The 23,625-nt window shown below is 62.6% G+C and carries 25 protein-coding genes and 1 other RNA gene; 8 read left to right on the top strand and 18 right to left on the bottom strand.

What is annotated here, in order from left to right; translation table 11 throughout:
• Window positions 1–4: 4 nt before the first annotated feature.
• Window positions 5–322 carry a hypothetical protein gene (locus tag AC5RU3_RS03405; protein ID WP_309070746.1) on the bottom strand — a complete coding sequence of 106 codons (318 nt, stop codon included), beginning with the start codon at window positions 320–322 and terminating at the stop codon, window positions 5–7.
• Between the two features lie 90 nt (window positions 323–412).
• On the opposite strand from AC5RU3_RS03405, the gene AC5RU3_RS03400 reads away from it, so the two are divergent.
• The 7 genes from AC5RU3_RS03400 to AC5RU3_RS03370 all read left to right on the top strand — a co-directional run bounded on the left by AC5RU3_RS03400 (window position 413) and on the right by AC5RU3_RS03370 (window position 5,677).
• Window positions 413–1,324, top strand: a complete 912-nt coding sequence (locus AC5RU3_RS03400) for a metal ABC transporter substrate-binding protein (protein WP_309070745.1) — start codon at window positions 413–415, stop codon at window positions 1,322–1,324.
• Window positions 1,321–2,103 (top strand): metal ABC transporter ATP-binding protein, encoded by a 783-nt coding sequence (locus tag AC5RU3_RS03395; protein WP_309070744.1) that lies wholly within the window; start codon window positions 1,321–1,323, stop codon window positions 2,101–2,103. The genes AC5RU3_RS03400 and AC5RU3_RS03395 overlap by 4 nt, the downstream gene beginning before the upstream one ends.
• A complete protein-coding gene (locus AC5RU3_RS03390) occupies window positions 2,104–2,985 on the top strand; it encodes a metal ABC transporter permease (RefSeq protein ID WP_493964868.1) in 882 nt (293 codons plus the stop codon).
• A gap of 1 nt (window position 2,986) precedes the next feature.
• On the top strand, window positions 2,987–3,712 hold the full coding sequence (locus AC5RU3_RS03385) for a metal-dependent transcriptional regulator (protein ID WP_309070742.1): 726 nt from the start codon (window positions 2,987–2,989) through the stop codon (window positions 3,710–3,712).
• Entirely contained in the window at window positions 3,709–4,110 is a 402-nt protein-coding gene (locus AC5RU3_RS03380; protein ID WP_309070741.1) for a fluoride efflux transporter FluC, read from the top strand. The genes AC5RU3_RS03385 and AC5RU3_RS03380 overlap by 4 nt, the downstream gene beginning before the upstream one ends.
• Entirely contained in the window at window positions 4,107–4,505 is a 399-nt protein-coding gene (locus AC5RU3_RS03375; RefSeq protein WP_309070740.1) for a fluoride efflux transporter FluC, read from the top strand. The genes AC5RU3_RS03380 and AC5RU3_RS03375 overlap by 4 nt, the downstream gene beginning before the upstream one ends.
• A gap of 71 nt (window positions 4,506–4,576) precedes the next feature.
• Window positions 4,577–5,677: a carboxylate-amine ligase gene (locus AC5RU3_RS03370; RefSeq protein WP_458115295.1), complete on the top strand. Its 1,101-nt coding sequence runs from the start codon at window positions 4,577–4,579 to the stop codon at window positions 5,675–5,677.
• 63 nt (window positions 5,678–5,740) lie between these two features.
• Here the strand turns inward: AC5RU3_RS03370 and AC5RU3_RS03365 are convergent, their stop codons facing one another.
• The 17 genes from AC5RU3_RS03365 to AC5RU3_RS03285 form a co-directional block, all read right to left on the bottom strand.
• A complete protein-coding gene (locus AC5RU3_RS03365; protein WP_493964867.1) occupies window positions 5,741–7,468 on the bottom strand; it encodes an alpha-glucosidase in 1,728 nt (575 codons plus the stop codon).
• Between the two features lie 7 nt (window positions 7,469–7,475).
• Window positions 7,476–7,700, bottom strand: a complete 225-nt coding sequence (locus AC5RU3_RS03360) for a hypothetical protein (protein ID WP_309070737.1) — start codon at window positions 7,698–7,700, stop codon at window positions 7,476–7,478.
• A 42-nt stretch (window positions 7,701–7,742) separates the two neighbouring features.
• Window positions 7,743–9,923, bottom strand: coding sequence for a S8 family serine peptidase (locus AC5RU3_RS03355; protein WP_493964866.1), 2,181 nt, complete (start codon window positions 9,921–9,923; stop codon window positions 7,743–7,745).
• Between the two features lie 149 nt (window positions 9,924–10,072).
• Window positions 10,073–10,440: a transfer-messenger RNA gene (gene ssrA / locus AC5RU3_RS03350) on the bottom strand.
• A 118-nt stretch (window positions 10,441–10,558) separates the two neighbouring features.
• Window positions 10,559–10,930, bottom strand: coding sequence for a hypothetical protein (locus AC5RU3_RS03345; protein ID WP_493964865.1), 372 nt, complete (start codon window positions 10,928–10,930; stop codon window positions 10,559–10,561).
• Window positions 10,927–11,400, bottom strand: coding sequence for an SsrA-binding protein SmpB (gene smpB / locus AC5RU3_RS03340; protein WP_309070734.1), 474 nt, complete (start codon window positions 11,398–11,400; stop codon window positions 10,927–10,929). The genes AC5RU3_RS03345 and smpB overlap by 4 nt, the downstream gene beginning before the upstream one ends.
• Window positions 11,401–11,528: 128 nt before the next feature.
• A complete protein-coding gene (locus AC5RU3_RS03335) occupies window positions 11,529–13,061 on the bottom strand; it encodes a peptidoglycan DD-metalloendopeptidase family protein (RefSeq protein ID WP_493964864.1) in 1,533 nt (510 codons plus the stop codon).
• Window positions 13,062–13,089: 28 nt separating this feature from the next.
• Entirely contained in the window at window positions 13,090–14,001 is a 912-nt protein-coding gene (gene ftsX, locus AC5RU3_RS03330) for a permease-like cell division protein FtsX (protein ID WP_309072634.1), read from the bottom strand.
• A complete protein-coding gene (gene ftsE, locus AC5RU3_RS03325; RefSeq protein ID WP_458115301.1) occupies window positions 13,998–14,711 on the bottom strand; it encodes a cell division ATP-binding protein FtsE in 714 nt (237 codons plus the stop codon). Before ftsE ends, ftsX begins: the two co-directional genes overlap by 4 nt.
• 149 nt (window positions 14,712–14,860) lie before the next feature.
• Window positions 14,861–15,976, bottom strand: a complete 1,116-nt coding sequence (gene prfB / locus AC5RU3_RS03320; protein ID WP_309072632.1) for a peptide chain release factor 2 — start codon at window positions 15,974–15,976, stop codon at window positions 14,861–14,863.
• A 37-nt stretch (window positions 15,977–16,013) separates the two neighbouring features.
• Entirely contained in the window at window positions 16,014–16,517 is a 504-nt protein-coding gene (locus AC5RU3_RS03315) for a pilus assembly protein TadG-related protein (protein WP_493964863.1), read from the bottom strand.
• The gene (locus AC5RU3_RS03310; RefSeq protein WP_493964862.1) at window positions 16,514–16,966 is read right to left on the bottom strand and encodes a hypothetical protein; all 453 of its coding nucleotides are present in this window, start codon (window positions 16,964–16,966) and stop codon (window positions 16,514–16,516) included. The genes AC5RU3_RS03315 and AC5RU3_RS03310 overlap by 4 nt, the downstream gene beginning before the upstream one ends.
• On the bottom strand, window positions 16,947–17,363 hold the full coding sequence (locus AC5RU3_RS03305) for a TadE/TadG family type IV pilus assembly protein (RefSeq protein ID WP_309072738.1): 417 nt from the start codon (window positions 17,361–17,363) through the stop codon (window positions 16,947–16,949). The genes AC5RU3_RS03310 and AC5RU3_RS03305 overlap by 20 nt, the downstream gene beginning before the upstream one ends.
• A gap of 4 nt (window positions 17,364–17,367) precedes the next feature.
• Window positions 17,368–17,586, bottom strand: coding sequence for a hypothetical protein (locus AC5RU3_RS03300; protein WP_309072739.1), 219 nt, complete (start codon window positions 17,584–17,586; stop codon window positions 17,368–17,370).
• Window positions 17,587–17,645: 59 nt separating this feature from the next.
• Window positions 17,646–18,575, bottom strand: coding sequence for a type II secretion system F family protein (locus tag AC5RU3_RS03295; RefSeq protein WP_309072740.1), 930 nt, complete (start codon window positions 18,573–18,575; stop codon window positions 17,646–17,648).
• On the bottom strand, window positions 18,575–19,432 hold the full coding sequence (locus tag AC5RU3_RS03290) for a type II secretion system F family protein (RefSeq protein ID WP_309072741.1): 858 nt from the start codon (window positions 19,430–19,432) through the stop codon (window positions 18,575–18,577). The genes AC5RU3_RS03295 and AC5RU3_RS03290 overlap by 1 nt, the downstream gene beginning before the upstream one ends.
• The gene (locus tag AC5RU3_RS03285) at window positions 19,429–20,652 is read right to left on the bottom strand and encodes a TadA family conjugal transfer-associated ATPase (RefSeq protein WP_493964861.1); all 1,224 of its coding nucleotides are present in this window, start codon (window positions 20,650–20,652) and stop codon (window positions 19,429–19,431) included. The genes AC5RU3_RS03290 and AC5RU3_RS03285 overlap by 4 nt, the downstream gene beginning before the upstream one ends.
• 533 nt (window positions 20,653–21,185) lie before the next feature.
• Between AC5RU3_RS03285 and AC5RU3_RS03280 the strand changes: the two genes are divergently transcribed.
• Window positions 21,186–23,615: a GH25 family lysozyme gene (locus tag AC5RU3_RS03280; RefSeq protein WP_493964860.1), complete on the top strand. Its 2,430-nt coding sequence runs from the start codon at window positions 21,186–21,188 to the stop codon at window positions 23,613–23,615.
• Window positions 23,616–23,625: the final 10 nt, after the last annotated feature.

Here is a 23,625-nt window from a genome sequence, read left to right as displayed (position 1 = left end):
GTGTCTAACGGTCGGTCCAGCCGACACCTTCGGCGTAGCTTGCAATCAGTGTGCCGGCACCCATCTGGTCTGAGTTGTCACCATCTTCATACAGTTTCGCTTCGGACGCCTTGCTGTGCGCAATGATTTCCTCGGCAGCCTTTCGAGCCTCCTCCGCCGACGAGCCGAAGACACCGCTTCGGATGGGAAGCGCGCCCGCTGTGACTACGGGCGCGTCAGTTTCAGTGAGTGGAACTGTGTAACCCGATTCCTCGTCGCTGACCGGCATCTCAAACTTCTCATCGGCAGCGGCCGACACGGTGTATTCAACGTAAAAAGCCATGGTGCCACCTTGCACCGCGGGGCGCGTCGCTGTCGAGGGGGCGCCCCGGGGGCGGTGGCGAAAACACTCGCTCAGCGCTATGGTTTCGGTATGCCGAAATTCTTGGTTACGGCTTTCCTAATGATCGCCGTTCTTCTGCTCTCGGGCTGTACTGGACCGCGGGTGGAACGAACCGGAGCCGGCGAGGATCCGCGGCCGGTCGTCCTGACTACGTTCTCGGTGCTCGCCGACCTTACCCGCACGGTGGCCGGGAATCACGTGCGCGTGGAATCAATCACCAAGGTTGGCACGGAGATCCACGGCTACGAACCCACACCATCCGACCTCATCAGCGCGCAGCAGGCCGATCTGATCCTCGACAACGGGCTGGGCCTTGAGCGCTGGTTCGAGCGGTTCGTTGTGTCCGTGGATGCGCCGCATGTCGTATTGTCCGAGGGCGTTGATCCTGTCGATATCCGTTCCGGCGATTACCAGGGTCTGCCTAACCCGCACGCGTGGATGTCGCCGAAGGCAGCGCAGATTTACGTCAACAACATAGTCGCCGCTCTCTCAGACCTCGATCCCTCCCACACAGCGGACTACGAAGCGAACGGCGACATGCTGAAGCAGGAGCTTGAGAACCTGCTTGCCGAACTGCAGTCGGCTTTTGAGACCGGTACGGCAACACCCGCCCTGGTCACCTGCGAAGGCGCCTTCTCCTATCTCGCCCGCGACGCCGGATTGGAGGAAGCCTTCATATGGCCGGTCAATTCCGACAATGAGGGTACTCCACGCCAAATCAAGGACGTCATCTCCTTTGTCGAGGAGCACGATGTTCCGACCGTCTTCTGCGAGTCCACGGTGAACCCTTCGGCGCAGCAGCAGGTGGCCCGGAGCACCGGCGCCGCGTTGGCTGGACCGCTGTACGTAGACTCCCTCTCCGAGGCCGACGGCCCTGTGCCAACCTTCCTTGACCTCCTACGGCACGACATCGATCTCATCGTCGAAGGATTGGCCCCATGACCCTTTCACACGCTGCGGGCGCTACCCAGCCAGCAATCGCCGTCGAGCACCTCAGTGTCCACTACGGCGATGTCACTGCCCTCGACAGCGTGAGCTTCACCCTTGACCGTGCCCAGGTCTGCGGCCTGATCGGGGTGAACGGCTCTGGGAAGTCGACGCTGTTCAAGTGCCTGATGGGGCTGGTCACCGCGCAGCACGGTTCTCTGTCGCTTTTCGGCCAGACGTCCACCGCCGCAAGGAAAGGCAGATTGGTCGCCTATGTTCCACAGTCCGAGGACGTGGACTGGAGCTTCCCCGTGTCCGTCGGCGACGTCGTCATGATGGGCCGCTACGCGCACATGGGCCCGCTGAGGCATCCCACGCGTGCCGACCGCTCCGCCGTGGAGGATGCACTGCAGCGGGTAGGCCTCACCGAACTGCGCAATCGCCAGATCGGCGAACTATCCGGCGGTCAAAAGAAGAGGGCTTTCGTTGCGCGCGGCATCGCTCAGGACGCGCAACTCCTCCTCCTCGATGAACCCTTCGCCGGTGTCGACAAGAGTAGTGAGGCCACCATCGTCGAGCTCCTTCACGAACTGAAGAGTGAGGGCCGGACCGTGCTCATCTCCACCCATGACCTCGCGGGCCTACCCCGCCTCTGTGACCGCGCCATCCTCCTTCATCAGCGCATCCTTGCCGAGGGTACGCCCAGTGATGTGCTCACCCATGCCAATCTTGCGAGAGCCTTCGGCGCGGCCGGCACTTCGTCCGTCACTACTCCTACCGCTCCGGGAGCATGAATGGACCCGGTGACCTTTCTGCTCGAGCCGCTTCAGTACGGATTCCTGACCCGCGCACTGCTCGTGACCCTTGCGGCCGCCGTCGTCGCGTCCGTCCTCTCGTGCTGGCTCATCCTGATGGGCTGGTCGCTCATGGGCGACGCCGTCTCCCATGCTGTGCTGCCCGGCGTCGCCCTGGCCTACATAGTCGGTCTTCCGTTTTCCATTGGCGCCTTTATCTTCGGTGCCGGAGCGGTTGCCCTCATCGGGGCAGTCAAGTCGACCACGAAGCTGAAGTCGGACACGGTGATCGGCGTGGTGTTCACGGCACTGTTCGCCGTGGGCCTGGCCATCATCTCGCGAACACCGTCCCAGGTGGATCTCATGCATATCCTCTTCGGCAACGTTCTTGGAGTTACAGACGGTGAACTCTGGCAGGTGCTGATCCTCGGTGCGCTGACCCTCGCGATCGTACTGGTCAAGCGGCGGGATCTCACGCTGCTCGCGTTCGACCGGACTCAAGCCCACGTCATTGGGCTCAACACCAAAGCGCTGGGCGCGCTGCTGCTGGGGCTGCTTGCGCTCAGTGTTGTGGTAGGACTACAAGCCGTCGGAATAATTCTCGTGGTGGCAATGCTCATCACCCCCGGCGCGACGGCGTTCCTGCTGTCACGCAGCTTCGACCGCATGCTGATCCTCGCCGTCGTGATCACCACCACGGCCGCCGTCGCGGGGGTCTACGCCAGCTACTACCTCGACCTTTCCACCGGGGCGTCCGTGGTACTCGCGCAGGCGGTTGCCTTCGCTGTCGCGTACTTCGCAGCACCGCGCACCGGACTCATCCATCAGCTGAGGCAACGACGACGGCGGCGCGCCGGCTCCGCTGCTGGAACGGCCGGCTGACGTGGCGACAAAGCCCAACCCGTCGGGCAGCGACTCCTCCAGCGTGCAGGACTATGTGAAGACCATCTATGCACTGTCGGAGTGGCACGACGAGCCGGTGACATCCTCACGGCTGGCAGCCCGGCTGTCAGTGGCCAACTCCTCCGTCTCCGAGATGATCCGGAAGCTGGCGGAGCTTGGCTTGGTGGATCACACGCCGTACCGGCCTGTCGAGCTGACGCCAAGCGGCCTACGTCTCGCGCTGGCCATGGTCAGGCGGCACAGGCTCCTCGAGACCTTTCTGGTCCAGGATCTCGGCTACCGCTGGGACGAGGTACACGACGAAGCCGAGTTACTCGAACACACCGTCTCCGACACTTTCATCAACCGGCTGGACGCCCGCCTCGGTTTTCCTCCAATAGATCCCCACGGTGACCCGATCCCCACCGCCGAGGGGTCCATCACGCTTCCCGACGCGCTCCCCCTCGGCAGCTTCGACGACGGGCACTCCGGACGCGTCTCCAGAATCAGTGACGAGAATCCGCAGCTGCTGAGGTTCCTGGCGGACGAGGGCATCGGCATCGGCTCGGCCGTGACTGTTGTGGGGCGTACCCCCTTCGGAGGTCCGCTTCAGGCGCGCGTCGGCACAGGCGGTGCTGCGCGCGAGCTCAGTCTCGGGGATGAACTCACCCGGGCGATCTGGGTGGAAACGGTCGGCGAGCACACTGGCTGTAGCTTGGTGCGATGACTGCATCTCGACCCGGTGCACCGGACCGCGCCGGCTGGAAGGTTTGGGTTGCCGTGGCCGCCGGCGGCTTCGCCGGAACGGAAGGGCGGTACCTCCTGAGCCTGCTGTTTCCAGAGCCGGCCGGTTCGTTCCCGTGGACCACGCTCACCATCAACGTGGTCGGGAGTTTCCTGCTGGGCCTGCTGACCGTCCGTTGGTCCGGAGGAGCGCGGAGCCCCCGATGGGTGCAGGCCGCCGTGGGGCCCGGCCTCATCGCCTCCTTCACCACCTTCTCGGCCATCACCCTGACCGGGGTAATCCAACCGGATCTCCTGCTGCCGTACCTCGGCGTTTCCGTGGTGCTCGGTCTGGCCGCAGCGGCCGCCGGGATGGCTCTCGGGCGGAAGAAGTCGGCATGATCGCGGCGCTGGTCGTGGGTCTTGCCGGCTCTGCCGGCGCTCTGGTTCGCTTCGCCGTCGACAGGTCTTTTGAAACACTCCGCGCACGACGGCGGCACTCTGTGCCGCCCCGTCCCCCCTTCCCCGGGGGAACCCTCGTGGTCAACATTCTCGGATCCGGTGCGATCGGCGTGCTGTGGGGGCTGCTCCAGAGCTCTGCGCTCGACCCTTTCTGGTACTCCGTGTGGGCAACCGGGCTGGCCGGTGGCCTGACAACGTTCAGCACCTTCTCGGTCGCTGCTGCCTCGCTGTGGCAGGGCGGGAGGCGGGGCGCCGCCGTCGTGCATGTGAGTGCAAATCTGGTGTGTGGTCTCACAGCAGCGTGGCTGGGGCTGCACGGAGCGAGCCTTCTGTGACCGTGCGGTCCCTCGACGCGACGCGGCCTGCCTAGACTGGGTGCGAACCGTCGATGCATCGAAAGGCTCCCATGACCACCCTGGGTATCGAAGAAGAGTATCTCCTGCTCCATCCGGAATCAGGCCTGCCCGTATTCAATGCGACGGAAGTGCAGGCGCTTCTGGAGACCGGCGACTCCATCAGTACCGAAGATATACAGCGGGAGCTTTTGAGCTGCCAGATCGAGACTGCGACGCCGGTGTGCGAGACGCTTACCGAAGCGGAGGAATCCCTGCTGAATTTCCGGCGTCAGCTTTCAGCGGCGGCCAGGAAGTCAGGGGTACGGGCGAGCGGTTCGGCGACGGCGCCCCGCATCGAGGAGGGATACCCGCAGCTCACGGACAAACAGCGCTACTACGAGCTGAAGTCGAGCGCTCCCGGGATCGTCGCTGACCAGTTCGTCAACGGGCTCCATGTGCACGTGGGAATTCCGGATAAGGAGACCGGAGTCCAGGCGCTGAACCGCATCCGCCCCTGGCTGCCGATTATCACGGCCCTCAGCACCAATTCGCCGTTCTGGCTCGACCGCGACAGCGGTTTCGCAAGCTGGCGCACCGTGCACTACCGACGCTGGCCGGTGCAGGGCTGCCCGCCGGTCTTCGCCGACGCCGGGGAATACGAACGTCGTATCCAGCGACTGGTGGACACCGGTGTCATCATCGACCGCGGAGTCCTTACGTGGGTGGCGCGGCTGTCGGATCACTACCCCACCCTTGAGGTGCGCACGGCGGACTCACAGCTCGAGGCGCAGGATTCGGTGCTGATCGCTGCGCTTGTGCGCGGTCTTGTGACCACCGCGGTCGACGACGCACTAGCCGGAAAGCCGTACGCCGACCCTGACGCGGAGTTGCTGGATGCAGCGCAGTGGCAGGCGGCGCGGCAGGGTCTGAGCGACGTCGTCGTCAATCCGCTCAGCGGCAAGCTGGTGCCCGCCCGTGAACAAATGGACCGGCTCCTTGAGTACACCGGCTCGGCTTTGGATGCAGCCGGTGACACGAACTGGGTCCTCGCAGGGCTCAAGACCGTCTGGGACCGGGGAACCGGTGCGGTCCGGCAGCGGCGCGCGATGCACCACAGCGGCATGACAGGACTGCTCGACCTTTACGCCGAAACGCTGATTGCCGAGCGCTAGTCCATGAGTTGGCAGGACTTGCCCTCTTCGGGGGTGAGAAGGGGTATGTCCTGCCACTCGGCATCAGGTCATCTGCAGGACCCGTACTTCCCAGGGACGCAGTTCGGGAGTCAGCCCGCCGTCGTAGTTTCCGAGGACCAGCGACCCGCCAAGCGACGAGTCCTTCAGCGACGGGTCATCGGGCAGTGCGAGGTCGCTACCGGAGACGTTGCCGACGACCAGAAGCTTGCTCCCCGAAAGCGTGCGCGTGAACGCGTAAAGCGTGGGATGGTCCTCCGCCAGCATCGCGAAATCGCCCAGGCGAACCGTCTCGTTCTTGTGCCGCAGCTCGATGAGCTGTTGGTAGAACCGGAACACAGACCTGCTCGACGCCCGGTCCGACTCGGCGTTGATCGAAGCATGGTTCGGGTTGACTCCGATCCACGGCGTTCCGGTCGTGAACCCTGCGTGCACACCCGGGGTCCATTGCACCGGTGTGCGCGCGTTGTCCCGGCTCATGATCCGCAGATTGCGCAGTACTTCCTCAGGCTCGTGGCGCAATGGGCCCGTCGCCTCGTAGAAGTGGTTGATTGATTCGATATCCCGGAAGTCTTCGACGGTCTCGAACGGCGCGTTGGTCATGCCGATTTCCTCGCCCTGGTAGATATACGGCGTCCCCCGGTGCAGGTGGAGCAACGCCGCCCAGAGCGTGGCCGATTCGTAGCGGAACGCGCCGTCGTTGCCGAAACGGGAGACGAGGCGCGGCTGGTCGTGGTTGTTGAGGTACAGGCTGTTCCAGCCCGTCTGCGCCAACCCCTTCTGCCACCGGTTCCAGGAGGTTTTGAGATCCCTGAGGTCCAGGCCCTTGTAGTCCCATTTGCCGCCTGGTCCGTGGTCGAGCCCGACATGCTCGAACTGGAAGACCATGTCCACCTCACGTCGGGTGGGATCGGTGAAGAGTTTCGCCTCGTCGATGGTGACGCCGGGCATCTCGCCGACCGTGATCAGCTCCGCCTCGCGGCCGTCGAAAACCTCACGATGCATTTCCTGAAGGTAGTCGTGGATGCGCGGACCGGAGATGTAATACTGCGAGCCGTCGCCCCAGAGCTTGCCAGGCTGTACCGGGCCGTCGGGCAGCGCCGGATCCTTGGAGATGAAGTTGATGACATCCATCCGGAAGCCGTCGACCCCGCGGTCCAGCCACCAGTTCATCATCGCGTAGACCGCCTGCCGTACCTGCGCGTTCTCCCAGTTCAGGTCAGGCTGCTCGGGAGCGAAGAGATGGAGGTAGTACTGCCCCGTCGTCGGGTCCAGCGACCAGCTGGGGCCGCTGAAGGCGGAACCCCAGTTGGTGGGTTCGGCGCCTTTCTCGCCGGCCTCGAAACCTTCCCGGGCATCCCGCCACCAGTACCAGTCGCGTTTGGGATTATCGGTCGACGACGAAGACTCACCGAACCACGGGTGTTCGCTGGAGGTGTGGTTGACCACGAGGTCCATGACCAGCTTCATGCCGCGCTGGTGCACTCCTTCGAGGAGCTCGTCGAATTGCTCAAGCGTGCCGAAGGTCGGGTCGATCTGTTGGTAGTCGCTGATGTCGTAACCGTTGTCATGCTGCGGTGAAGAGTAGATCGGCGAAAGCCACACAACGTCGACACCAAGCTCCTCCAGGTGGTCGAGCTTGCTGATGATGCCACGGAGGTCGCCGATACCGTCCCCGTTGGAGTCTGCGAAGCTGCGGGGGTAGATCTGGTAGACGACGGCGCCTGTCCACCATGCGGGTTCACTCACTGTTTCCTCCGGATCTCGGTTCATGTCGGAGCTACCGCCCTTCGTTGCGTCGAGTAAGGCCCACGATCAGGCAGATCAGTCCGACCGCGAGGGGAAGCAGTGTGTAAAGTGTGTGAGTCCCGCCCAGATAGCTCATCACGAAGATGTAGATAAAGGTGGCGATGACGAGCACCAGCCCGACCGTGATCAACGCCCGGCCGCGGTGGGGCGGCGGCAAAGGCGGCAGCCACGGCGGGCGGTCATTCATCGAGCTCACACGCACAGTCTACGTTTGTCCTCGTGCCTGCCGGTGGGAGGCTTAGCGGAAGAGGTTGAAGCTGCCCCAACCAGAGCCGACGATGGAACGCGCTCCCCAGCCTCCACTCGCGTATGGATAGTAGGCAAGTGATCCGTCGGTGAGCCGAGTCATCAGACCCTGTTGTCCCGTTCCGGTGAACCCTGTTGTCGGTGCCATGGAGTCGGCGATCTGCCAGCCGCTTCCGACGGTCTTGCGCGCTTCTGACAGAAAGCGCCCACTTCCGTCAGACCGATACTGAATCAGTTTCCCGTCAGCCCGCTTCGCAAGGATGTCCATTCTCGCATCACCGTCGAAATCGGTCATGGTGAGGTACAGTCCCCGCCAACCTGTACCGATACCCGTCCGGGGGCTCAGCGCCCCGCCGCTGGCGTTTGCGTAGAACCAGAGAGCGCCGTTCGGATCGGTGGCGACAATGCCCGGGAAGCGATCTGAGGATCGCCACTGTCCCACGGTTATGAAATAGTCGCCCCATGCGGTTCCGATTGACCTCGCGGTCGCGAATCCGCCGTCGTACCGCCCGGCATAGAACGTCAGTCGTCCGTCCTTCCATTGGGCGATGATGTCCAGGACGCCGTCGGAGTTCCAGTCAGTGACGAAACCCTGCTTCAGCGACGACCATCCGCTACCCACTTTCTCGCGCGGCAGGAAACCGCCCCTGCCGTTCGACGGATAGTTCCACAGAGTGCCACCGGAGTCCGCAGCGACGACGTCGGCGGAACTGCGCAGAGAAGGCGAACTGCTGACGCCGGCGGCCAGGGTAACAGCGGCGGTGGCGTCGACGATGCCGGTACCACAGCCCCCGGCGCACGTGCCGGGAAACGGCTGGGCGGAATCGCGCAGCATCTGTTCAATCTGTGCGGGAGTCAGCGCCGGGTTGATCGAAAGCATCAATGCCGCTACCCCGGCGACATGCGGGGCGGCCATGGATGTGCCCTGCATGTACGCGTAAGTTGCGGTGCCGGGCGTGGTCATCCCGGTGTTGAAGGTCGACAGGATGTTCTCGCTACCGGTACTTCCGTCTCCGCCCGGCGCGCTGACGTCCACTTCGGGACCATAGTTGCTGTAGCTGGCGCTGTCGCCTGCCCTGCTGGTGGCTCCTACGGTGACCACGTTCCTGCAGTTCGCCGGCATCACGTTCGCTGCGGGCTGGAACTCGTTGCCGGCCGCAGCGATGACGACAGAGCCCTGCTGCACCGCGAAATCGATAGCGTTCTGCAGGGTGCGGCTGCAGGCACCCTCGCTTCCCAGGCTCAGGTTGATGATCCGGGCAGGGCTCGCATTGGCGGGAACACCGCTCACCATGCCGCCCGCCGCCCAGGTGAGCGCGTCGACCGTATCCAGAAGATCCCCGCCACAGGCTCCCATAACGCGGATTGGAAGAAGGTTCGCGCCGTGAGCCGCTCCAGCTACGCCGATAGTGTTGTTGCCCTTGGCCGCGGCGATGCCCGCCACGTGGGTTCCGTGCCAGGAGGACGCGCCAGCTTCGCCTAGTTCGGGGTCCTGGCAAGCGTCGCCCGGGTCGCTTGGGTCGGCATCGCGGCCAGTATCGTCGACCGCGATCTCGGGGTCAGCGACGAAATCGTATCCCGGCAGGACGTTGTCCAACAGGTCATTGTGCGCGGTGATTCCCGTGTCCAGAATTGCGATCGTTTGGCCCGCGCCCGTTGACCGGTCCCATGCAGCAGACACGCGCAGACCCGAGAAGTCATTGAAGAGATTCCACTGGAACCCCTGATATTCATCATTGACGGCCGCGAGCGGGCGCATGAGCACGTCTTTCTCGGCGTACTCCACCCCCGGAAGCAAGTTCAAAAGCGCAACCGCGCTGTCAGCGCCCTGGGATGGGACCTCGCCAGCAGCTTCCACAACGACGGCGCCGCTGACTGTCTGACGCACCTCCTTCACGGAGATTCCCAGGTCCTTGGCTACGCGGCCGAAGGCGTTGCCCTTGATGTTCGAGGCGGCTGATGCACCGCCTTCGAACTTGACGATGAAGCGGTTGGTGGATTCGGTTGGGACCGAGTCCACTCTGGACGCGCCTGCAACCACCTCGTCCGTAAGGCCCTGTCCCGGCGGGGTGGGAGCAGCTCCGGCAGGTGGCGCGGCGAGCAAGGTGCCAAGCACCGCCGTCGTGATGGCGGCGGGTAGAAAGGTATGAAAGCGCGGGGACAGGAAAGGCATAGAGAGAATCCTGAGAGGTGGGGAGCAGGTGGCACTTTCATCAACGGTACAGAACCTCTGCAGCCCGAACCACAGAGCTGTGCGTAACTTGCGGGTCTGCACCGGGCAAAACTGAGCAACGAAAAAGCCCCGGCGAACCGGGGCTTTGTCAGTGGAGATGGCGGGAATTGAACCCGCGTCCGATGCAGTTTAGTCAGGGCTTCTCCGGGCGCAGTTTGCGTCGGTTTTTCTCAGCTCCAGCCATCATGCAAACAAGTGGCTGCCGAGCTCAGTTGCATAAGAGTCCCCTTGGTTCCTGCAACGAAAACCAAGAGCAGTGGCCCTCTAAATGACGCCAGGAACCGGGTCGAGAGCATACCCGGGCTGACGGACTAGCTCTGCTGCTTAGGCAGCGAGAGCGAAGTCAGTGCGCTTCTGTTCGGCACTTATTGTTTTACAGAGAGCGTTTACGAGATAACTCTGTATCCTCGGCCCGCTTCCCCTGTCGCGACTAACATCGTCGAAACCTGTCATCCCCGTGTTCAATTTTCAAGCAGCGTTACCACTCGCTGATTCCCCGAATTGCTCCGGGCTATCTAGTCTAACGCACCCTTCGCTGGAATCATTCCCCAACACGTGGAGTTCCGAAGGTCTCGCTAGAACCTGACGCCGAGAATGACGATCTCCGATTGCCAGATCATCAACACAACAAAGGAAACGGCCACGAAAGCCAGGCCCAGAGCGGCCAGCGCCGTCGTCGCCGCCTGTTTGCGCCGGAAGCTCCACCAGAAGACGCCGATATTGAGCAGGATCAGGACCGGCGAAATCCACACGAGAATTTGCGCGAAAAAGACGTAGATCAAGAAAAAGAACGGTATCAGGGCCAGGAAGCCTGCCGGAACTACGGCGAACAGCAACAGCAGGTTTACAACGGCACCTGCCGTTACCCACCAGGGGCGTTTATACCTGAGTTCCGAGCCTTCCTCAACGTCGTCCGGTTCCTGCGCGTCCCAGAAGACATCGCTCATGCGCCAAGGTTCCGCTCTCGCATGGCGCGCTGCGCCTCACGGTTGTCCTGTTGCTCGCGGAGGGTCTGACGCTTGTCGTAATCCCGCTTGCCGCGCGCGATGCCGATCTCCACTTTTGCTCGCCCATTGAGGAAGTACAACTGCAACGGCACGATGGTGAAACCACTCTCCCGGATCTTGTGCGAAATTCTTGTCAGCTCTTCGCGGTGCAAAAGCAGCTTACGACGACGGCGCGCGGCGTGGTTGGTCCAGCTTCCCTGCGAATACTCGGGAATGTGGATTCCCTCGAGCCAGAGCTCGTCGTTATAGAAGATGGCGAACCCGTCCACCAGGGATGCGCGGCCCGCCCGAAGGGATTTCACCTCGGTGCCCTGGAGGGCGATTCCCGCCTCATAGGTGTCCAGCACCTGGTAGTCGTGCCGGGCCTTCCGATTGGTGGCCACTACCTGACGGCCACTTTCCTTCGGCACGGTTCAACTCCTTCAATAGTGCGGTGCGCTTCAACCCGCAGATGCGGACGGTGCGTCCTAGTCTACGGCGTCGATCAGCTCACTGTGTCGTGCGGTGTCCGGCCGCCAACCGGGCCACGCCGACAGTCCTAAAGGAGGCCCATCGGGTCGACCAGGCTTCCGTTGAGTACTGTTTCGAAGTGCAGGTGGCAGCCGGTGGAGTTACCGGTGGTACCTGTGTAGCCGATCAGCTGCCCAGCGCTCACGCGCTGGCCCGGACCCACCACGTAGTTCGATAGGTGGTAGAAGTTGGTGGCCAGAGCGTTTCCGCCGACCACGCCGTGGCTCAATACGATCCGGTTGCCCGCACCCGGAAGCACGTTCGAGTCCGCATACCAGACTTCGCCGGCCGCGGGCGCATACAGCGGAGTTCCACACGCGACGCCGTAGTCGATGCCCGTGTGAGTGTACCCGCCGGTACCGTTGAAATCGATTGTTCCCAGCGGTGTCGGACGCCACCCATATCCGGACGTAATCGGTCCGCTGACAGGAGCCCGCAACCCGAAGGCGGACGGGCTCGACGTCGGAGGCGGGACGATGACGGGAGCCACAGGCTGCGGGACGACTGGTTTCGGCACCACGGGCGGGGGTTTGGGACGATTCGCTGCGGCTGCTGCTTCGGCAGCACGCCGGTTCGCCTCTGCCGCTTCTGCTGCTGCACGACGGTTGGCCTCCGCCGCTGCGGCTGCGCGCCGTTCGTTCTCGATCCGCGCCCGTTCCTCAGCCTCGGCCTTCAGCCTCGCCTCTTCACGCTTGCGCGCCTCTTCGATCAGCTTGCGCTGGCGTTCCGCAATATCGACAACGACTTGCTGATGTGCTTCTTCCACCTGCGCAAGCTTTGCCTCAATGACGGGCTTCTGCTTCTGCAGTTTTTCTGAGAGCTTGGACGTATCGGAGATGAGGGTGTCGACCTTCGCCTTTTCGGCAGCGGCCTCATCCCTGGCAATCTGTTCTGCGACAAGGGCTGCATCAGCCTTCGTTTTCAGGTCAGCTATCTCCTCCTCGACGGCGACGAGACGGGCCTGCGAGTTCACGTTTGTCGCGTTCTGCTGCGCCAGACGCTCCAGTGCGGAATTTTGGTTGCGCAATGCCTGCTCAACCAGTTCCATGGATGCGAATCCATCGGATCCCTTGCTGCCAAGCATCAGTGAGAGGCCGGTGGGCACACCCCCGCTCTTGTAGGCCTGGGTGGCAATCTGGCCAATCACCGTCCGGGTCTCAGCCATCTCGGCCTCATCCTGCTTCAACTGCTCGGTGATCTTGTTCTTCGTCTCCTGGGCCAGCTGCACCCGCTGAGCGAGAGCGTTGACCTCGGCCGTAGCGGCTTCCACCCGACCCTGCGCATCCGCGAGTGCCTGCTGCGCTCCCGGCAGTTGGCCCTGGTAAACCTTCAGCTGGGCAATCGTCTCGGAGATGTCGGCGTCGAGGTACTCGATCGATTGCTGAACTTCCTCGATCTGCTGCTCCAACGCCGACTTGCGGTCCTCCAGCTCATCGGCGTGGACCGGCCCACTCAGCGTCAGCGTCAGGGCCGTTACGGCAGCCAGTGACAGGGCGATCAGGCTTTTTCCAGCCGCGGGCCGGGCAGTCAGGCCGGGCTTGCAGGGGATCACGCGGGGCATACGGTCTCGTTTCTCACAATCAACAATCCTAAACCTTCAAGTAACGTCTGAGGGTTAGGAGGGACGACGCACCGGCCAGTAACGCTCCGAGGAGGAACAGGGCCGGGACCACCAGGAGGAGTTCCTGCGTCGAGATGAACCCCATCTGCGGGTACTCCCTCGAGAGCCACTCGCCGCCATATCGCAGCACCGCCCACAGCGTCCCCGAGGCGATTGCCGCTCCCAGGATGGCCGCAATGACGCCCTCCAGGACGAAAGGTAACTGAATAATCGCTTTACTCGCGCCGACCAGCCGCATGATGCCCGTTTCCCGCCGACGGCTGAAGGCGGACAGTCTGATGGTGGTGGCAACCAGCAGGATTGCCCCCACACTCATGACGACGGCGATTCCGAGGGCGACGAGGGAGGCGATATTGATGTACCCGAAGATCTCTTCCAGGTATTCACGCTGATCGCTGACGATATCCACTCCCGGTTCCGAGGAGAAGGCCTCACTGATGACCTCGTACTTCTCGGGATCGACAAGTCCCACCCGGAACGACTCGGGAAGCTGCTCGGCAGTCACCGCCTCCACGATGGGCGAGTTGGCAAGCTGGTCACGGAAGTGAACCAGTGCCTGGTCCTGCGATTCGTACTCGACCGTGTCGACGTACGCGCTGAGTTCGGGCGACTTCAGCTTCGCCTCGATCGCTGCGCGCTGTTCGTCCGTGACAGGTCCGGATGCGCAGCTCTCCGAGGTCGAGTTTTCGACGCACAGGAATACTGCGACCTGGACGCGGTCGTACCAGTACCCCTTCATCTGGTTGATCTGTAACTGTAGAAGACCCGCAGCGCCGACGAAGGTGAGCGAGATGAAGGTGACAAGAACGACCGAAACCACCATGACCAGGTTCCGTCGCATGCCGGAAGCGATCTCGCCCAGAACGAATGCAAATCTCATCCGGCGGCCGCCGTCGTCGTCGTTGGTTCTCCGATGTAGATGCCCTGCGCGTCATCGCGGACCACGGAGCCATCCCGGAGTTCGACCACGCGTTTGCGCATGGTGTTCACGATGTCGTCGTCGTGCGTTGCCATTACTACTGTCGTGCCGTTCTGATTGATCTTGTCGAGCACCTTCATGATTCCCATGGAGGTTGTGGGGTCGAGGTTTCCGGTGGGCTCATCAGCGAGCAGGATTCCGGGTTTGTTCACGATTGCGCGTGCAATCGCTACGCGCTGCTGCTCGCCGCCCGACAGTTCATGGGGCATGCGGTTGTTCTTGCCTTCAAGGCCGACTGTTTTCAGAACCTCCGGAACCGTTTCCCTGATGACCGCGCGGCTCTTCCCAATGACCTGCATGGCGAAGGCCACGTTGGCGAACACCGACTTGTTGGGCAGAAGGCGGAAGTCCTGGAAGACGACGCCGATCCCCCGCCGGAGTTTCGGCACTCGCCAGCTGGGGATGTTGGCGACGTTCTGGCCTGCCACGTACACCCCTCCGCGTGTTGCCCGGTCCTCCTTGAGCACAAGACGGATGAACGTCGACTTACCGGAACCGGAAGCACCCACCAGGAAGACAAACTCACCCCGGTCGACGTCCAGGCTAACGCTGTCCAGGGCGGGCTTCGACTTCTGGTCGTAGACCTTTGTGACTTGCTCGAATCTGATCATGACTACTCTGCGCCCACAAAATGCTGCCGGTACACGGGCATGGGTGGGGGAAGGAGAGACCGGCCTCCTCGACTATAGGCAGCCGGTCCCCGCGGACCCGGACAGCTTCGCGGTGTGTCGTGGATTCGAAACGTGCAGCGCTGTGCGGATCAGGCCTCGCTGTTGCGGTTGTTGGCCCGCCAACGAATGCCTGCGTCGATGAAGTCGTCAATCTCGCCATCGAAGACGGCAGAGGGGTTGCCCACCTCATGCTCCGTGCGAAGGTCCTTCACCATCTGGTACGGATTAAGAACATAGGAGCGCATCTGGTCCCCCCACGAAGCCTTCACGTCGCCGGCGAGCGCCTTCTTCTCGGCGTCCTCCTGCTCCTTCTTCAGCAGCAGTAACCGGGACTGGAGAACCCTGAGCGCTGCTGCCCTGTTCTGGATCTGGGATTTCTCGTTCTGCATCGAGACAACGATGCCGGTGGGGATGTGGGTCAGACGGACAGCAGAGTCCGTCGTGTTGACCGACTGGCCGCCAGGACCCGACGAGCGGAAGACGTCGACGCGGATCTCATTGTCGGGGATCTCGATGGAGTCCGTCTGTTCGATGAGCGGGATGACCTCGACCGCGGCGAAGGATGTCTGGCGCCTGCCCTGGTTGTCGAACGGGCTGATCCGGACCAGGCGGTGCGTGCCGGCTTCAACGGACAGCGTACCGAACGCGTACGGGGCCTTGACCTCGAACGTTGCCGATTTGAGTCCGGCTTCTTCCGCGTAAGACGTATCCAGCACCTGGGTGGGGTAACCGCGGCGTTCCGCCCAGCGCAGATACATGCGCAGCAGCATCTCGGCGAAATCTGCGGCGTCCACTCCCCCGGCCCCCGAGCGGATGGTGACAACCGCCTCGCGCTCGTCCCATTCCCCTGCCAGCAGGGTGACGACTTCGAGTTCGTCCAGGGCCTTGCTCAGGGAGGTCAGTTCCTTGACGGACTCAGTGCGGGAGTCTTCGTCGTCCTCATCCTGCGCGAGTTCGACGAGGACCTCGAGGTCATCGATGCGTGCCGTGAGTTTTTGCAACCGGTCGATCTCGGCTTGCTTGTGGGACAGCCTCGACGTGATTTGTTGCGCTGCTGAGGGATCATCCCAGAGGTTGGGTTCACCCGCCTGCTCGCTGAGTTCGGCTATTTCTGCGCGGATCGCTTCTACGTCCGTTACTGCCTCAATGGAGTCGTATTTTGCTCGGAGCGCGCGGATTTCCGCGGAAAAATCAATATCTGCCATGGTGTTTCAAGACTACGTCATGGTCCTGTTCGCTTGGTCAACGTGTAAGGTCGGCGCGTGCATCCGCGGTCGCCGCGATGGGTATGCCTGCAGGAACGAGGAAGTTGACGATCGGCGGGTGGACGACGGCGGTCAGAACCACCCTGGCCGTGCGCTCGTCTGGCGCTCCGGTTGCGGGATCTATGGCGAGGTCGTTGAAGCGCGCTACTGAGCCGGAGCGCTCAAGGTACGCGGCGGCGGCCTGGGACACCGACGTCGAATCGAGCGCGGGAGTCGGTTCGCCGCCGCCGGAGTTGATGGAGGCCACCGAGAAAGTATCGGCTGCACTGAGCGCCGCTCCATCTGCAACGGAGAGCAGCTTCTTGTGCTCGATATATACGGCGGACGCAGCGGTGACGACGGCGACGACGAGCAGTGAGAGCAGCATGTAGCCGATGATCAGCACGGTGATCTGGCCGTCGTCGTTGCTCATGACGTCGTTGTTCATGACGTCGTTGTTCATGACGCGCGAACGTGGGTTGTCTGCTCCGGTTTCCGTCATCCGAACCGCTCCACAAGTTGGGTTGCGCTTGAGTCGACCATTGCTGCTGACGTGTTCAACCCGGGCATTGTGGGGACCAACGGGAGTGGAACCCGTAGATCAACGTCGACAGTCACGCTTGAGCCCGGTTCGAGGCACCTTCCGCCGCAGGTGATGGTCACGCCGGCGTCGTCAGCGGGCAGCCCGAAGTCGGAGATAGCAAGATCGACTGCCTGCTGTGCCCGCACGTGTGCTTCTTCCGGAGTTTCCGAATCCACGAAGACCTTCGCGGCCTGGTCGGCCGCACCGACGACAGCGAAGGACGCTCCCTGGATGGCGCCGACGGTCAGCACCAGATAGACCACGGGCACCAGCAGGAGTAGTCCAAGGAAAGTGAACTCAAGAACGGCGCTGCCGGCGTCGTCGTCGGGCACGGCAGTTTCGACCCGCTCAGGAAGTGAGCGCAGCATGGCCGGTCACCTCCATGGTCCCGCTCGGACCGATAAGCCCGATCACAGGAATGGGCGCGCGAACCGTGACCTGCAGAATTGGCGAACCTCCCTGCTCGATCCGGGCTACCGACACGTCCTGCGCATAGGCGCTGTTGATTGCACCGGTGATTAGAGAGGTGGTGCGAGCGGCTGCATCAGCGGGTGAACGGTCGGCGAGGGTGCCATAGCGGGCACCCGAGGATGCAGCGTCGATCAGCGTGTTCCTGACATGCAGCACCAGAGTGAGTTGAACGATCGCGAGGAAGATGACGGTCAATAATCCGCCGATGAGCGCGAAGTCGACGGTGGCGGCACCTCGTTCTCGTTCTCGTTGAGTCGAGGGCCGTGGCGCGCCTTTGCGCGGCGAGAATTCCACCGGCTTACGGGCTTACGCGGTTGATCGCTTCGTTGAACAGCCCTTCAAGGGCGGGTGCGGCGATCGCCAGAAGGGCAGCAACAAGGACCGCAGACATCAGGGTGATCATGACCCAACCTGGGACGTCTCCGCGCTCCCGATGGTCATCGGATGGTGCTGCCGGCACATGGGCGCGTAGAACGGCAGCAGTGAGCAGGAAGCTTGCGATGAGGCGGTTACGCATGCTGGTTTTTCTCTCTTTCCGTGGTGTTCGTTTGAGGTCTAGGCGGAGTTGCCCGGTGGTCAGAGTCCCAGGTTGATCAGGGCTATGCCGGGGTACACGGCAAAAAGAACGGTGAGCGGCAGGACCCCGAATACCAGCGGGACCATCATGGCGATCTCCTTGCGACCAGCGGACTCCATCAACTCCCGTTTGGACAGGTCCCGAACATCCTGCGCCTGAGCGCGCAGCACGTCAGCCAGCGGCGTTCCGCGGTCTACAGCGACGCTGACACCATCCACGAAGCGCACGAGCGGCGCCAGTTGTGTGCGGTTGGAGAAGTTCTGGAGCGCCTGCAGTAGTGGTGTTCCCGCTCGGGTCTCTGAGAGGACACGGCCGAACTCTCTCGCGAGCTCGCCATGACCCGTGCGGCAGATCCGTTCCAACGCACCCGTGGCACTCTCCCCCGCGCTGACGGCAAGAGCCATAAGCTCGGCGAGACTGGGGAACTCCGCAAGGATGCGGCTCTCCCGTTTTCTTATCTCCGCGCCCAGTAGGTAGTCCCGGAGCAGGTACCCACCGGCCGCACTTCCGAACACGATGAGCACCGCCAGCATCGGGTTGAAGCTGCCGGAGGCAGCGAGGGTAAGGATGACGGTCGTTGACGCGGCGAGCCCGACACTCCCCCAGATGACCTGTTCCGCGCGGAAGTCGAGGACGGACTGCGTCCGCCCGGCCTGTTCGAGTCTGCGGGCGAGTACAGATGACGCTGGACTGAACTTGTTCAGCCAGGTGACGGCGTCGCGCGCGACCGGGCGGATGATCCGTTCCAACGGGCCGAAGGGAGTCACTGCCTGAGTCTTCAGCAGGCGGGATTGCACATCGACGGACTTAAGCTGGGGTGCAATTCGCTCGACGAAGCGGGGTTGACGCATCACCGGTAGCCGCACGAACGTGAGCCAGAGCCCAGAGCCGAGTGTCGCCCCCGCCAAGGCCGCCAGAGCAAGTTCCATCAGCGAAGCACCCTCTCGTCCTCGGGCAGCGCACCGATCCGCAGCATCACCCAGTAACAGAAGGCTGATACGAGCAAGCCTCCAATGAGTACAGCAGCCCCGCCCGTGGTGTTGTAAGCGGCCACTGCCTCCGGTCTCGTCGACAGCAGGGCGAGTACGATCCAAGGTGCGGCTACCGCGAGTCGGGCTGCGTTGACTGTCCACGACTGGCGGGCCTCAAGTTCGCTACGGGTCCGCGCGCTATCGCGCAGGAATTCGGCCAGTGTGCCCAAAAGCCGCCCCAAATCGGTCCCACCAACTTCGCGGGTTAGTCTCAGTGCTTCGACGATCCTGTCCGCCACAGGATCCGCCAACCGGTCCTTAAGACGGTCCAATGAATGGTCGAATTGTCCGCCTGCCCGGTAGTCGCGTGCAAAGTCGCCGAAGGCGGGGCGGAGTTCTTCAGGGCCTTTTACGCCCAGTTGCATCAACGCTTCGGGCAGTGAGAGGCCAGCCCGGATGGCCGAGCGCAGGTGATCCACGACGTCCGGCCATAGCTCCCGGAGTGACGCCGTCCGTTTTCGCGCGCGCCAGTGCACCAGCATGAAGGGTGCAAGCGCGCCGAAGAGCGCGAAACAGGCAGCAATGGCGGGCGTTGCTGTAAAGACGAAAGCGATGAGAAACACGAACAGCCCTGCGGCGGCGCTTGCCGTCAACAAACCCATCGCGGATACCCGCTCTACTCCGGCACGTAGCAGTAGCTCGTCGACCTTGCCGGCGCGGTGTTTGATTCTGGCTGGACGGGGCGGCTCCGTCCATGTCGACCACCAGATCATGAATAGGCCCGCGCCCAACGCCGCCCCCACAGCGACGGTCACGATGGGCTCAGAATGGAGGCAACACTGTAGCCCGCAGCAGCGAACTTCTCTTCGGCCGGCATGTTCGAAGCCGTCATTCGCAATTCACCGTCGACTCGCCGAAATACCGTCGACGTTTCAATCACGCCATTTTCGACCCTGCGGCCGAGCGCAACTATCTCAACCACCCGGCGTTGACCGGTCCGCTCTCGAACGCAATGTACGACCAGGTCAATGCAGGAGGCGACGGTAGGCACCACGAACGCACTTGAGATGTTGTCCCCCGCCAGCAAGGGCAGCGTGCAGATCTTGGTTATTGCGTCGTGCGCACTGTTGGCGTGGACGCTACACATCCCTGGGAGACCTGAATTCAAGGCGATCAGCATGTCCAGGCTTTCAGCCTCTCGGACCTCACCCACGATAAGACGGTCCGGACGCATGCGGAGCGCTTCCTTCACAAGACGACGCAGCGGAATTTCCCCTTGCCCCTCAAGGTTGGGCTGTCTGCACTGCAGGCCGACGACGTCACGCAGCGGAAACTGGAGTTCGAAAATCTCTTCAACGGTCACAACCCGTTCTCGCGGCCCGATGCTGGCTCCAAGACAATTGAGCATCGTCGTCTTCCCCGCCTGGGTCGCTCCGGATACCAGGATATTCAGGCCGCTTGCTACCGCGGCGCTCAAGAATCTAGCCGCGTGCGGCGACAGAGACCCCAGCTCGACGAGATGCTCCAGACGAGTGGCCCGGGAAATGAACTTCCTGATGTTGACTGCCCAATGGCGGCGGGTGACGTCAGGGATGACCACGTGCAACCTCGAGCCATCGGGCAACGAAGCGTCGACGAACGGGGACGAAAGGTCCAGCCGACGACCGGATGATTTCAGCATCTTCTCCACGAGATCGCGGACCTGCTGCTGGGTGAGCGTAAGGGAGGTGAGTTCTGATTCGCCCGCCCGTGCGACAAATATTTCCGATGGGGCGTTGATCCAGATTTCTTCGACAGTGGGATCATCGAGCAGCGGCTGCAGTGCACCGTACCCTGCAACGGCGTCGAAGACATGCCGGCTTGCCTGTTCGATATGCCCCAGCGGGGGAAGCGAGCCGACAAGGGACCGCTCGTCATAGTCCTGGACTGCGGCTTCGACCAGACGCCGCACTTCCGAGCTTTGCATCGTCGGGTCCAGCCCACGGCGACGAATGAGCTCTCTTACCTCATCCTCAACAATGCGCACTGCATCCATAGTTTTCCCCAAGGATTCGGCATGCAGACGGGAGACGCATGCCGGAGACTGTCAGACTGGTAATACACGTTCGAAGTTGTTTCCTGCCTCAAAGCGTAGGACACACTGAATCCACTTACCTAGCCTGATGAAGGCCTGTGGAAAACCTTCCGCGGGCCATCGCATCTGTCCCTCTAGTCACTCATGTAACACGCAGGTACCCTTTGTGGGGAAAATGCCCGGTGCAATCCGGGGCTTGCACCATCTGGAGATCCCTCGTGATAGTTTCCCGCGCGTCCAAATCCCTCGCTCTCTCATCGCTGGTCACGCTTAGTCTTCTCATCGGTATGACGCCGGCAGCAGGAATGGAGACGGCAGATACAGTTCCGGCTGTTCCAGCTGCTCCTACTGCAATAGCAACTGCTACCACCGAGTCAACCGCTCCTCCAGCGGAAGGCACGCCCTCGCCGTCGGATTCGGCAGGCCAGAACGCGGAGGAGAGCAAAGTTGACGCAAGCAGTGTGGGCGATGCTTCTGAATTAGGCAGCGCGCGCATGGGACAAGGCCTGTCGAGGATGGCGGAGGGCGGCGATTCACCGGTTCCGCCAACTCGTGAGCTGGATGGGAAAGCGATCCCATCCCCACTCGAGCACGGGGCAGCCGCAAGCGATGGGACTCTGGTAACTCCGCAGGCAACCACCTGGCGTCCTTCGGGCGGCGTCTTGGGTGTTGATGTCTCGAACTGGCAGGGGACGGTCGACTGGGCTTCTGTATGGGCAAACGGTGCCCGCTTCGCCTACGTAAAGGCCACTGAAGGCAACTATCACGAGAGCAACACCTTCGCGAACCAGTATTCGCAGTCGTACTCACAAGGCTTCATACGGGGTGCCTACCACTTCGCCATCCCTAGTAACAGCTCAGGCGCTGCGCAAGCAGACTACTTTGTAGCCCGCGGCGGAGGCTGGTCCGCCGACGGACGAACGCTTCCGCCCCTGCTGGATTTCGAGTACAACCCCTACGATGCGAAGACGTTGCCCTCGGGTAAGGGCGACACGTGTTACGGGATGTCGGCCTCGCAACTTGTGAGTTGGGTACGCGACTTCTCGAATCGGATGGTTGTTCTCACTGGCCGGAAGCCCATGATCTACACAACCGCTGGCTGGTGGAACTACTGCACCAACAACTCCACTGCGTTGTCCGACCATGCTTTGCACGTTGCGCACTACCAGACAACCCGTCCAGCGATCCCGGCAGGCTGGGGTTACTACAGCGTGTGGCAGTACACCGATGATGGCCCCGTGGTCGGTGACTGGAACCACTGGAACGGCACCCTCACGGACTTGCAGAACTTCGCTCGCGGCGGCGAGACGCCGACTCCTGCTCCGCAGCTGCCGTCTGTGCGTTCATTGGCGGATATGGTGGCGATCGACTCCTCCGGTCGATTGTGGAACTACCCGGCCAACGGCACGGGTAGCTTCGGTACCCGCTTCCAAATCGGTTCGGGCTGGACCGGCATCAAGTCAATCAACCCGGTGGACTGGAACTCTGACGGAACCATCGACCTCCTCACTCAGTGGAAGAACGGAACCCTGAGCTATTACCCCGGCAGTCCGTCCGGTGGATTCAGCCCCTCGGTTCAGATCGGCTCGTCCGGCTGGCAGGACTTCAGCCTGGCTGTTGGACCGTGGGTGAAGGGGCAAGCGGTCACGGTCGTCGGTGCACGATCCGATGGCGAGCTCTACTACTGGCCGCGCACCTCGGCCCACGGGCTGGGGACGGCCGTCAGAATCGCATCCGGGCTCGTGGACATGCCCATCGTCATGGCCGACCAAAACCGTGACGGGCAGATGGACCTCCTCGCCCGAGACGCCAATGACAACCTGTTGCGCTACACCGGCAGCGGAACCGGAGCCCTCGTCTCCGGCTCACGCACCACCGTCGGAAGCGGCTGGGGCTCAGTCAACGCGGTCAACGTTGTCGACGGCTTCGACGGCGCTACCAGCCGCGGGATGATCGGACGCAACACCACCGGTGCTCTGACGTACTACCCCTTCACCACCAGCGGATTCGGTCGCGCCACCAGTGTGGGCTCGGGATGGAGCACCTTCACCATTGCGGGAACGGATTTCACGAAGGCCACTCTTGATCCGGCGCCAGCTCCAACGCCTGCCCCAGAGCCAGTACCCACTCCCGAGCCGGAGCCGGAGCCTGATCCCGCGCCGGCCCCTGAGCCCGCACTGCCGTCGGTACGGTCCCTGGCCGATATGGTGGCGACTGATCCAGGTGGTCGCTTGTGGAACTACCCGGCCAACGGGAAGGGCGGCTTCGGCGCCCGATTCCAGATAGGAACCGGATGGACCGGCATCAAGTCCATCAACCCGGTGGACTGGAACGCCGATGGCACGATCGACCTCCTCACCCAGTGGAACAACGGAAGCCTTAGCTACTACCCGGGCAAGCCGAGCGGCGGGTTCAGCCCTTCGGTCCAGATCGGCTCCTCCGGCTGGCAGAACTTCAGTCTCGCAGTCGGGCCCTGGGTCAAGGGACAAGGGACCACGATCGTCGGTGCACGCTCCGACGGAGCCCTCTACTACTGGCCCCACACCTCGACGCACCGACTCGGCAGCGGCGTGAAGATCGGGTCCGGCTTCGTCGGCATGCCTATTGTCATGGCGGACCACAACCTCGACGGACGCATGGACCTGCTATCCCGCGATTCCAACAACAACCTGCTGCGCTACACCGGCAGCGGAACGGGAACAATTCTGTCGGGGTCGCGTACCGCTGTCGGAAGGGGTTGGGGCGGAGTCGACGCCGTCAATGCGGTGGACGGTTTCAACGGGACAACCAGCCGCGGCATCATAGGTCGCAACACGGCCGGGTACCTTACCTACTACCCCTTCACCACCAACGGCTTCGGCGAGGCCGCTACCGTCGGCTCAGGATGGAGCGCCTACACCATCGCCGGCACACCGTTCAATTGATCCGGCGAGA

The sequence above is a fragment of the Arthrobacter sp. MDB1-55 genome (genome assembly GCF_059092925.1).
The sequence above is the reverse complement of the archived record's forward strand: the minus strand, read 5'-3'. Positions and strand labels throughout refer to the sequence as shown.

Bases quoted from the DNA above. Each gene is read 5' to 3' on its own strand.
- AC5RU3_RS03395 (WP_309070744.1), top strand. From the start codon at position 1,321: ATGACCCTTTCACACGCTGCGGGCGCTACCCAGCCAGCAATCGCCGTC.
- ftsE (WP_458115301.1), bottom strand. From the start codon at position 14,711: ATGATCAGATTCGAGCAAGTCACAAAGGTCTACGACCAGAAGTCGAAG.
- prfB (WP_309072632.1), bottom strand. From the start codon at position 15,976: ATGGCAGATATTGATTTTTCCGCGGAAATCCGCGCGCTCCGAGCAAAA.
- AC5RU3_RS03285 (WP_493964861.1), bottom strand. From the start codon at position 20,652: ATGGATGCAGTGCGCATTGTTGAGGATGAGGTAAGAGAGCTCATTCGT.
- AC5RU3_RS03310 (WP_493964862.1), bottom strand. From the start codon at position 16,966: ATGCTGCGCTCACTTCCTGAGCGGGTCGAAACTGCCGTGCCCGACGAC.
- AC5RU3_RS03400 (WP_309070745.1), top strand. From the start codon at position 413: ATGCCGAAATTCTTGGTTACGGCTTTCCTAATGATCGCCGTTCTTCTG.
- AC5RU3_RS03300 (WP_309072739.1), bottom strand. From the start codon at position 17,586: ATGCGTAACCGCCTCATCGCAAGCTTCCTGCTCACTGCTGCCGTTCTA.
- AC5RU3_RS03295 (WP_309072740.1), bottom strand. From the start codon at position 18,575: ATGGAACTTGCTCTGGCGGCCTTGGCGGGGGCGACACTCGGCTCTGGG.
- AC5RU3_RS03390 (WP_493964868.1), top strand. From the start codon at position 2,104: ATGGACCCGGTGACCTTTCTGCTCGAGCCGCTTCAGTACGGATTCCTG.
- AC5RU3_RS03370 (WP_458115295.1), top strand. From the start codon at position 4,577: ATGACCACCCTGGGTATCGAAGAAGAGTATCTCCTGCTCCATCCGGAA.
- AC5RU3_RS03375 (WP_309070740.1), top strand. From the start codon at position 4,107: ATGATCGCGGCGCTGGTCGTGGGTCTTGCCGGCTCTGCCGGCGCTCTG.
- AC5RU3_RS03380 (WP_309070741.1), top strand. From the start codon at position 3,709: ATGACTGCATCTCGACCCGGTGCACCGGACCGCGCCGGCTGGAAGGTT.
- AC5RU3_RS03365 (WP_493964867.1), bottom strand. From the start codon at position 7,468: ATGAACCGAGATCCGGAGGAAACAGTGAGTGAACCCGCATGGTGGACA.
- AC5RU3_RS03280 (WP_493964860.1), top strand. From the start codon at position 21,186: ATGGGACAAGGCCTGTCGAGGATGGCGGAGGGCGGCGATTCACCGGTT.
- AC5RU3_RS03345 (WP_493964865.1), bottom strand. From the start codon at position 10,930: ATGAGCGATGTCTTCTGGGACGCGCAGGAACCGGACGACGTTGAGGAA.
- ftsX (WP_309072634.1), bottom strand. From the start codon at position 14,001: ATGAGATTTGCATTCGTTCTGGGCGAGATCGCTTCCGGCATGCGACGG.
- AC5RU3_RS03315 (WP_493964863.1), bottom strand. From the start codon at position 16,517: ATGACGGAAACCGGAGCAGACAACCCACGTTCGCGCGTCATGAACAAC.
- AC5RU3_RS03405 (WP_309070746.1), bottom strand. From the start codon at position 322: ATGGCTTTTTACGTTGAATACACCGTGTCGGCCGCTGCCGATGAGAAG.
- AC5RU3_RS03335 (WP_493964864.1), bottom strand. From the start codon at position 13,061: ATGCCCCGCGTGATCCCCTGCAAGCCCGGCCTGACTGCCCGGCCCGCG.
- AC5RU3_RS03355 (WP_493964866.1), bottom strand. From the start codon at position 9,923: ATGCCTTTCCTGTCCCCGCGCTTTCATACCTTTCTACCCGCCGCCATC.